This window comes from Moorena sp. (assembly GCF_982860115.1).
Map to the genome: position 1 here is coordinate 13,049 of NZ_CEYLVT010000123.1, position 9,165 is coordinate 22,213.

General features: G+C 46.9%; 7 protein-coding genes. 3 read left to right on the forward strand and 4 right to left on the reverse strand.

Annotated features, from left to right (window positions below; all coding sequences use genetic code 11):
• Positions 1–179 precede the first annotated feature (179 nt).
• The 4 genes from tadA to AC4II3_RS19985 form a co-directional block, all read right to left on the reverse strand.
• Complete coding sequence (gene tadA / locus AC4II3_RS19970; RefSeq protein ID WP_488013365.1) at positions 180–671, reverse strand: tRNA adenosine(34) deaminase TadA; 492 nt, start codon at positions 669–671, stop codon at positions 180–182.
• A 441-nt stretch (positions 672–1,112) separates the two neighbouring features.
• A complete protein-coding gene (locus AC4II3_RS19975) occupies positions 1,113–2,099 on the reverse strand; it encodes a cyanophycinase (protein ID WP_488013364.1) in 987 nt (328 codons plus the stop codon).
• Between the two features lie 274 nt (positions 2,100–2,373).
• Positions 2,374–2,688, reverse strand: coding sequence for a glutaredoxin 3 (gene grxC / locus AC4II3_RS19980; protein ID WP_293081907.1), 315 nt, complete (start codon positions 2,686–2,688; stop codon positions 2,374–2,376).
• A 302-nt stretch (positions 2,689–2,990) separates the two neighbouring features.
• The gene (locus AC4II3_RS19985) at positions 2,991–6,968 is read right to left on the reverse strand and encodes an NB-ARC domain-containing protein (RefSeq protein WP_490722874.1); all 3,978 of its coding nucleotides are present in this window, start codon (positions 6,966–6,968) and stop codon (positions 2,991–2,993) included.
• Between the two features lie 186 nt (positions 6,969–7,154).
• On the opposite strand from AC4II3_RS19985, the gene AC4II3_RS19990 reads away from it, so the two are divergent.
• The 3 genes from AC4II3_RS19990 to glpX all read left to right on the forward strand — a co-directional run bounded on the left by AC4II3_RS19990 (position 7,155) and on the right by glpX (position 8,902).
• Positions 7,155–7,367 (forward strand): hypothetical protein, encoded by a 213-nt coding sequence (locus tag AC4II3_RS19990; RefSeq protein WP_488013360.1) that lies wholly within the window; start codon positions 7,155–7,157, stop codon positions 7,365–7,367.
• A gap of 192 nt (positions 7,368–7,559) precedes the next feature.
• Positions 7,560–7,796 carry a hypothetical protein gene (locus tag AC4II3_RS19995; protein ID WP_488013358.1) on the forward strand — a complete coding sequence of 79 codons (237 nt, stop codon included), beginning with the start codon at positions 7,560–7,562 and terminating at the stop codon, positions 7,794–7,796.
• A gap of 68 nt (positions 7,797–7,864) precedes the next feature.
• Positions 7,865–8,902: a class II fructose-bisphosphatase gene (gene glpX, locus AC4II3_RS20000; RefSeq protein WP_488013356.1), complete on the forward strand. Its 1,038-nt coding sequence runs from the start codon at positions 7,865–7,867 to the stop codon at positions 8,900–8,902.
• Positions 8,903–9,165: the final 263 nt, after the last annotated feature.

Here is a 9,165-nt window from a genome sequence, read left to right on the forward strand (position 1 = left end):
TTCTATTATTAAGCAGGAAACTGGCAATATGCCAGTTCCACCCACAAAATCATTCTATTATTAAGCAGGAAACTGGCAATATGCCAGTTCCACCCACAAAATCATTCCATTATTAAGCAGGAAACTGGCAAGATGCCAGTTCCACACAAGATGCCCATTCCACGAGCAACGGCGAATGCTTACTTTCGTTTGCGTCGTTGGGTAAACCAAGATTGTAACTGTTCCCGACAAACGGATTCCATAATTCCCCCTATGACTGGCAACCGATGATTAGAACAAGCACTATCAGGAAGATTAGCAACGGTGCGAATGCTGCCAGTTTTAGGATCATCCACACCATAAACCAGAAGACCGAGTCGTGCTAGGATAATCGCTCCGGCACACATGGGACAAGGTTCTAAGGTAACGTAGAGAGTGCAGTGATTCAGATGCCAGCTTTGCAGCTGTTGACCAGCAGCACGGAGTGCTAGGATTTCGGCATGAGCAGTGGGGTCTTTGTCCCGCTCTCGGCGATTCTCTCCTGTCGCAATTAACTTACCGTCACTGTCTACAATCACCGCACCCACTGGTACCTCACCCGCTTCACCAGCTTTCTGGGCAATTTCTATGGCAACACTCATCCATTTGCGATGGATGAGATAGGAGTTATCAATCGGGTTAGGTACTTCCATTTTGGGGAGTAGGGAGCAGGGAGCAGGGAGTAGGGAGCAGGGAGCAGGGAACAGGCAATAGGCATGCTAGCAATAGGCAATAGGGAAGAAAGAATGTGTACTTCGTAGTTATGATAAACGCTATATTTTTAATTTTAAATTGTTAACTAAATTATCAATATAGCAATTATCATAGTCGTGAGGACAAAGCTTATCCTTTTCAGGCAATAGGCATGCTAGCAATAAGCAATATTCAAGAGGGTTGTACGGAAATCAGCCTGAAATAATACTGTACCTCATAAGTACGAGAAACGCTATCTATTTTTTTGTAATTAGTTGATGGTAGTTTTTTGGTAAATAGATTATGAAAAATAATCCTGATTTATAAGAACACCAAAAACTACTCCGATATCTTTACTACTATTGCCTATTGCCTATTGCCTATTGCCTATTGTCTACTCCCTATTCCACAAAACTAATTATTCCCTCCTCTACGCTAGCGATTTCGTAGCCGGAAGTTGGTAAATATCGAAGGTCAAAGGTGTCACCTCCGGATAGTTTCCAGATTTTGTAATTGGAAAAGGTTAGGGGAATTCCTGGTTCACATTCTTCTGGTCGATGGTCACCTAGAACAAAATAAGCTGCGCCTTCTCCGATCACTTCAGCGTAACCTTTGTAGTTTACAACTACTGATGTTGCTTCGTCTACTCCGATGCCTAAAACTTCTTCTGCGTCAGTATCTTGGAGCTGGCGAGCAATGAATACCATTAGGCGACCCATGCGCTCTCTTTCGCTAAAGTGGGTATCGACAATGACTGATTGTAGGTCTCGCCATTTAAATAGGTGATTGGTCAAGCTAATATAATGGTCATAGGGGTCATTGAGGGCTTCATCGGAGCGGATTGAACCTTGACAAGCATCATAGACAAAACTACCTTGAATCATGGCACCAGCACTGGTTCCACCAATAGCCCCACCTTTATCAAGCACATAAGCGATCGCATCATGAAGGTCTGTGTCCAGGAAATTCTCAACGTAGTCGCACTGGTCACCACCGGTAAAAAATAATACTTCCGCGTTTTCTACCGTAGCCACCACATCCGGTCGATTAGCATCATCACGACTATCGAGCACTAAAGTTTCTACAGAATTAACCCCCTTCATGTCATAGATCGGTTGATTGTAGCCATCGTCACCAAAAGACCGGATTACCACTACATCAACTGTGCGATCGCATTCGCTGCAATCCCTAACTTCGTTTATCATCCACTGGATCGCTTCATCCACATCAGGACCACCACCACCTAAGTCAAAGGCAGGACCATCTAAAGACAGATCAACATTAGCCGATTCACTAATTTGATAGCGCTTGACCGTAGCAGCTGCAGGGAATGCTACTACTCCCAGCATGATCACGAAGACTAAGGCACTAATTATTAAACGTTTCACTATCTTGATTCACCCTGAAAGCTTAACCAATCAACCTTAACCTTTTGATTTCGATCTTGCACGAAGTTGAAAAGTTAACTGTCAAGGTAGGGAACAGGGAAAATCGGAGATCCCCCTAAATCCCCCTTAAAAAAAGGGGGACTTTGAGTATGGCTCCCCCCTTTTTTTAAGGGGGGCTGGGGGGGATCATAATCTTGCGGAAAACTTTGAAAACACTCCCTAGGGGGGCAAAATCATACCCATAATCAGCAACCCTCTCTATTCCCGATTCCCATTAGCTAGCTGCCTGAGTTAACAGAGACTCCAATTGTGCCTTAGCGTCTAAATCATATAACTCATCGCAACCGCCAATGTGTTGGTTATTGATAAAAATTTGGGGTACCGTTCGACCGCCGTTGGCTCGTTCCGCCATCTGGTTTCTGGCATTGTCGTCGCCATCGATTTTATACTCGGTGTAGTCAACTCCTTTCCACCATAGCAATAGCTTCGCTCGGATACAGAAGGGGCAAGCTTGCCAGGTGTAAATTTCTACATTGGCTTTCATCTGTTCTGGGTTGCGTCCTAGGATGGGATTGAGAAAATCCAGCATTGTTGGGTAATCCTATGTTGTTGAATCCTATTTAAGGATATACCATACTTACAGGATAGCTTAAATTAAGAAAAAGGAAAGAAATAGGATAAGTTTTGGTGTTCTTATAAATCAGTATTTGGTTTGATTATTTATTTTAAAATACTATCTAGCAATGGGTGTAATGGTGTTTACAAAAACAATAAATAAATAATTGATAAAACCTGTATTTTCAAAGCTTTTTGATATCATCTCCAGATCATTACCCTTAATAAAAATCTCCCCATCTCCCCACACTTCCCACACTTCCCACACTTTCTACTCTATGGCCACCAGCGACTGACATCCTGTATCGCTTCAAAAATTGAAGCCAGAGCTTCTTTGCCTCCCAAAGAGATAATAGTTGGACTGAGATTAACCAGGACTGCTAAGAAGTACTCGCGACCAGGACAAGCCAAGGTGTGAAGAAACTCTTGCCAAAGGAGAACGTCATGGAGGGATAAGTTAGGATTTTCGATTAGTCCACTGAAAACGCTGGCTCGGTAATACTCAGACTGAATTGCCCGTGCCGACTCTAGGACTTCTGGGAGTAGGCTTTCCGGCAAGTGTGGTGCTAGTCCATTCAGAGCATAGGCTCGGTCATACTCCTTGGTAAGTGCCCGTGCCGCTTCTAGGGCTTCTGGGAGTAGGCTTTCCGGCAAGTGTGGTGCTAGTTTACTCAGGGCATCGGCTCGGTGCCACTCATCGGTAGCTTCTAGGGCTTCTGGGAGCAGGCTTTCTGGGAAATGTGGTGCTAGTCCACTCAGAACACTGGCTCTGAGAGAGTCATTGCTAAGTGCCCGTATCGCTTCTAGGGCTTCTGCTAGGATTTCTGGCAGATGTGGTGCTATTTTACTCAGGGCATCGGCTCGGTGCCACTCATCGGTAATAGTCCGTGCCACTTCCAGGGCTTCTGGGAGTAGAATTTCCGTCAGATGTGGTGCTAGTCCACTCAGGGCATCGGCTCGGTCTCTCTCACCGGTAATAGCCCGTGCCACTTCCAGGGCTTCTCGAAGCAAGCTTTCTGGGAAATGTGGTGCTAGTCCTCCTAAGGCATCGGCTCGGTCTCTCTCATCGGTAATGGCCTGTGCGGCTTCTAGGGCTTGTGGTAAGATTTCCGGCCAATATGGTGCTAGTTTACTCAGGGCATAGGCTCGGTCTCTGTTATCGTTAATGACCCGTGCGGCTTCTAGGGCTTGTGGTAAAATTTCCGGCCAATGTGGTGCTAGTTTACTCAGGGCATCGGCTCGGTCTCTGTTATCGGTAATGACCCGTGCGGCTTCTAGGGCTTGTGGTAAGATTTCCGGCCAATGTGGTGCTAGTTTACTCAAGGCATAGGCTCGGTCTCTGTTATCGGTAATGACCCGTGTTGCTTCTAGGGCTTGTGGTAAAATTCTCGGCCAATGTGATGCTAGTTTACTCAGGGCATCGGCTCGGTGATACTCATCAGTAATTGCCTGTGCGGCTTCTAGGGCTTGTGGTAAGATTTCCGGCCAATGTGGTGCTAGTTTACTCAGGGCATCGGCTCGGTATCTGTTATCGGTAATGGCCTGTGCTGCTTCTAGGGCTTCTGAGAGTAGGTTTTCAGCCAAATGTGGTGCTAGTTTACTCAGGACTATGGCTCGGCGATACTCATCGGTAATGGCCTGTGCCGCTTCTAGGGCTTGTGGTAAGATTTCCGGCAATTGTGGTGCTAGTCGAATCAGGGCATCGGTTTGGCTCGACTGATTGGTAATGACCCGTGTTGCTTCTAGGGCTTGTGGTAGGATTTCCGGCAACTGTGGTGCTAGTCGAATCAGGGCATCGGTTCGGTGATACTCATCGGTAAGTGCCTGTGCCGCTTCTAGGGCTTGTGGTAAGATTTCTGGCCAATGTGGTGCTAGTTGTATCAGGGCATCGGCTCGGTATCTGTTATCGGTAAGTGCTTGTGCCACTTCTAGGGCTTGTGGTAAGATTCCTGGCCAATGTGGTGCTAGTTGTATCAGGGCATCGGCTCGGTATCTGTTATCGGTAAGTGCTTGTGCCGCTTCTAGGGCTTGTGGTAAGATTTCTGGCCAATGTGGTGCTAAGAAACTCAGAGCATAGGCTCGGCGATACTCATCGGTAATGGCTCGTACCCCTTCTAGGGCTTCTGAGAGTAGGCTTTCCGGCAAATATGGTACTAGTCGAATCAGGGCATAGGCTCCGGCTCTCTCATCGGTAATGGCTCGCGCTGCTTCTAGGGCTTCTGGAAGTAGTCTTTCCGGTAAATGTGGTGCTAGCTCTCCTAGCGCTTCTCCTCGACTAAAAGGATCTTGTATTTGTTGAACATAAGCGAAAGCCTGAACTGGAGTCCAGATCTTTTTCTCTACCAAGGCTGCCATTAACTCTCCTGGAATATTCCCTACCAAACTATTGAGGGAAGACACCATCAAGGCATAACGGCACTGCAAACTAATGGAACGAGTTGGTGAAGAGGAAAAAGCCTCTTCTGCTAACTGCCAAGCCTTGGCCACATCCTTGACAAAGCCCCCCAGTTGACCGAGACGTTCACAGGTTTGATACCAACCATTGCGTCCAGCCTCTGTTTCCTCCTGCAGCAGTTGGTGTACTTCCTCTACCCAACCGGCTTTTTCTAAATGCCAGGTCAAATAAGTGTGACTATAGCCATCGTCCGGTAGGGTGTGCCATAACCCGTTTTCGGTTTTTTGGCGATAGCGCTCTAGGAGTTGACCATGGGCTTGGGGCCAGGTTAATCCCAAACCCGGTAAGCTTCCCTCTCCCCCTGTAGCTGCTTGAGCCGTTAGCAACCGACGCGCCATATCATGAACCAAGTCATGGAGCTGATAGGTGGGACTCTCATTAGTAGATTTACCAGAGAGCAGTAGAGCCTTTGACTTAAAATACTGTAAAGTCCTTCTTGCTTCTCGTGGACTTAAATCCCACAAGGTTGTGCCTAAAGCCGGAGTAATCGAGACATCTTCTGGCAAGACACCCAACCAGGCAAACTGCTGAAATTTTTCCGATGGTAGTCGCCGTAAACTGAGATTAAAGGATGCCACTAAGCTGTAGTGCTTGCGTCGCTTTTCATCAACCTCTTGGGCACCTGGTAAATCTAAGGTTTCCAACAGAGCAATTTCCGTTTGCAGGTCAGTGAGTAACTCGTTCCAGGAAATACCATCTGCTATTTGTGCTGCCGCTAACTCCAGGGCTAGGGGTAAGTAGCCCACTGTTGTGGCTAGGGCTTGGGCTTGTTCACGGTCTGACCCCTTGAGTTTAGAACCCCCATAGTCTTCCAGTAACGCTAAGGCTTGTGAGGGACTCATCACATCTAAATTATAGGGAGTCACTCCCACAATTTGAGCTTCACGAGTGGTCACTAACACCCGGCACTTAGCACCACCAATCCGAAACGCTTCCACATGGTCTGGGTTCCAAGCGTCATCTACAACTAGCAACGTAGCCTTGTCAAACAGCAAGGTTTGTAAATGTCTAGAAGCAGCATTAGTATTAGTGGGTTTATAGTCATGGTCGCCCAGTGCCTGTATCCAACTGCTGAGGAAAGATAGCAAGTCTGGCTGCTGACCCAAAGTTGCCCACAAAACACCATCGGGAAAATGACTTTGTACCTCTGGATCACGGGCAATAGCAACAGCCAAGGTGGATTTACCGATTCCCCCTAAACCATAAATAGCGCTAACTACCAGAGTTCCGGTCTTAGCGGTCTGCTCTGACAGTAAGGATTGCTTCAGGGATTGGCTTACCTCTGGGCGCTGGATAAAGTAACGTGGTAGGGGTGGGGCTTGGAAAGGAACCCCTGGCTTAGGACGAAGGGCTTGGCAGGTTTTGGGAGTAGTAGCAGTTGCTTGTTCTTGCTGTTTGGATTTCTCTGGTCGTTTGTTGTCCCACTGTTGATTAAATACTTCTCGGTTTGTGGCTAGGTCTTGGCAGTAGAGTGTCAGGGTGAAATGCCTTTCTTCCGTTCCTTTCTTCTTGACACGGTTGTCTTCTAAAATTCCTAAGAAGTCTTCCATCCGCTGCAAAGCTTCCACCACTTGAGCCTTTTTCAGACTACCTGGATAGTTATCGTTCTTGGTGAGTTGGATTAAATATCTGGTCTGAGTTTCAATTACTAGTTTTGGATAAGTTGAGGTTTTCTCTATCCAACGGAATTTAATATCGGGATTCCCCTGATTAGCGATGTCTTGGGCAAAAGAAACTAATGCTTCAAATAGACGCAGTGCTCTTTTTTGAACAGTAGGACCTAAAGTACGTCTGGGCATGCTATTGGGGGATGGGCAAGGAAAAAAAACTTGAGGGTTAGGGTAGGTTTTCCCAAAATTGCAGAAGCTACCCTCAACTAGTTTAGCCTTGATATACGGTGGTTGTAGGTACCCTAAACCTCGCTGTTGCTTTTGGACACTACCCCCAGGTCACTATGGATTCAGTTAGGAAATCGAAGCATTACCATGAATGACCTCAAAGAGCAAGTTGTTGATAGTCAAGGAGTTGACACTATAGCATTAGTCGAACAACCACAGCCCCTAATGGAAAATCCTGCACTCTGGCTCAAGGATGGGGACAGTCCAGCGGAAATGATTTTAGCGATCGCAGTGTTAGTGGGAGCCCTGACTAGATTGATCCAGGTGGTGGGTCCTTGGTTTAAGCATCAGGATGGGTGATCCCCCCTAACCCCCCTTAATAAGGGGGGAATTGGAATGGGCATCTTGGTAGAACTGGCATCTTGCCAGTTTCAGTAGTGTGGAATGGGCATCTTGGTAGAACTGGCATCTTGGTAGAACTGGCATCTTGCCAGTTTCAGTAGTGTGGAATGGGCATCTTGGTAGAACTGGCATCTTGGTAGAACTGGCATCTTGCCAGTTTCAGTAGTGTGGAATGGGCATCTTGGTAGAACTGGCATCTTGCCAGTTTCAGTTGTATCGAATGAGCATCATGGTAGAACTGGCATCTTGCCAGTTTCAATCCTAAACCCTAGAGTAAACAAGGGTTTCAGTCTCTGTTCCCGATTCCCGATTCCCAATTCCCGATTCCCGATTCCCGATTCCCGATTCCCGATTCCCGATTCCCTTCTACGAAATACCACGCTCTGATAGACTTAAGAACTGTAAACAAATAATTAAGAAAATAAGCTCATCTAGCTTTTGGGAGAACGGGCGCTTTGGAAAATACACTAGGTTTAGAAATTATAGAAGTCGTAGAAAAAGCTGCGATCGCATCCGCCAAATGGATGGGTAAAGGGGAGAAAAACACTGCTGACCAAGTGGCTGTTGAAGCCATGCGGGAGCGGATGAACAAGATCAATATGCGGGGTCGGATTGTAATTGGAGAAGGTGAGCGGGATGATGCTCCCATGCTCTACATTGGTGAAGAAGTTGGGATTTGCACCAAAGAGGATGCTGCCGACTTCTGTAACCCAGATGAACTGATCGAAATTGATATTGCCGTTGACCCCTGTGAAGGAACCAACCTAGTGGCCTATGGGCAAAACGGTTCCATGGCAGTGCTAGCTATTTCTGAGAAGGATGGTCTATTTGCTGCTCCTGACTTTTACATGAAAAAGCTGGCAGCACCACCCCAAGCATTGAATCATGTGGATATCAACAAGTCCGCAACGGAAAATCTGAAAATCCTCTCCGATTGTCTAGAGCGCTCCATTGATGAACTGGTAGTGGTGGTGATGGACCGTTCCCGTCACAAAGACTTGATCAACGAAATCCGGGCAGCTGGTGCTCGGGTGCGACTGATTAGTGACGGTGACGTTTCCGCCGCCATCTCCTGTGCCTTTGCTGGTACCAATATTCATGCCTTGATGGGAATCGGTGCTGCGCCAGAAGGAGTAATCTCAGCAGCAGCAATGCGTGCCTTAGGGGGACACTTCCAAGGTCAGCTGATCTACGATCCGGCCATCGTGAAAACTGGTCTGATTGGGGAGAGCAAAGAAAAAAACCTAGAACGGCTCACAAGCATGGGCATTACCGATCCCGATAAGGTTTACAATGCTGAAGAACTAGCCAAGGGTGAAACCGTACTGTTTGCTGCTTGTGGCATCACCCCAGGAACCCTGATGGAAGGGGTTCGGTTCTTCCCAGGTGGAGCACGGACTCAAAGCCTAGTTATTTCCAGTCAGTCCAAGACCGCTCGGTTTGTGGACACCGTTCATATGTTTGAAAAGCCCAAGTATATCCAATTGAAGTAACTCTTAGGAAGAGGGTTTTAACCCTGTAGCGACTAGCCGCAAAAGTAGTTGAAGCTTGAAGGAAGGTTGAAAACCTAGTTTAACCCTTCCTTCAACTTCGTTTGAGTAAGGATTTGTAGGAAACATTTGTAGGAAACATTTGTACCAACAAACCGATAAAAAATCACCAATATAACGGTTTTAATCCTAATAAAGTACACAATATTTTTTCCCTATTCCCTACTCCCTACTCCCTACTCCCTACTCCCTACTCCCTACTCCCT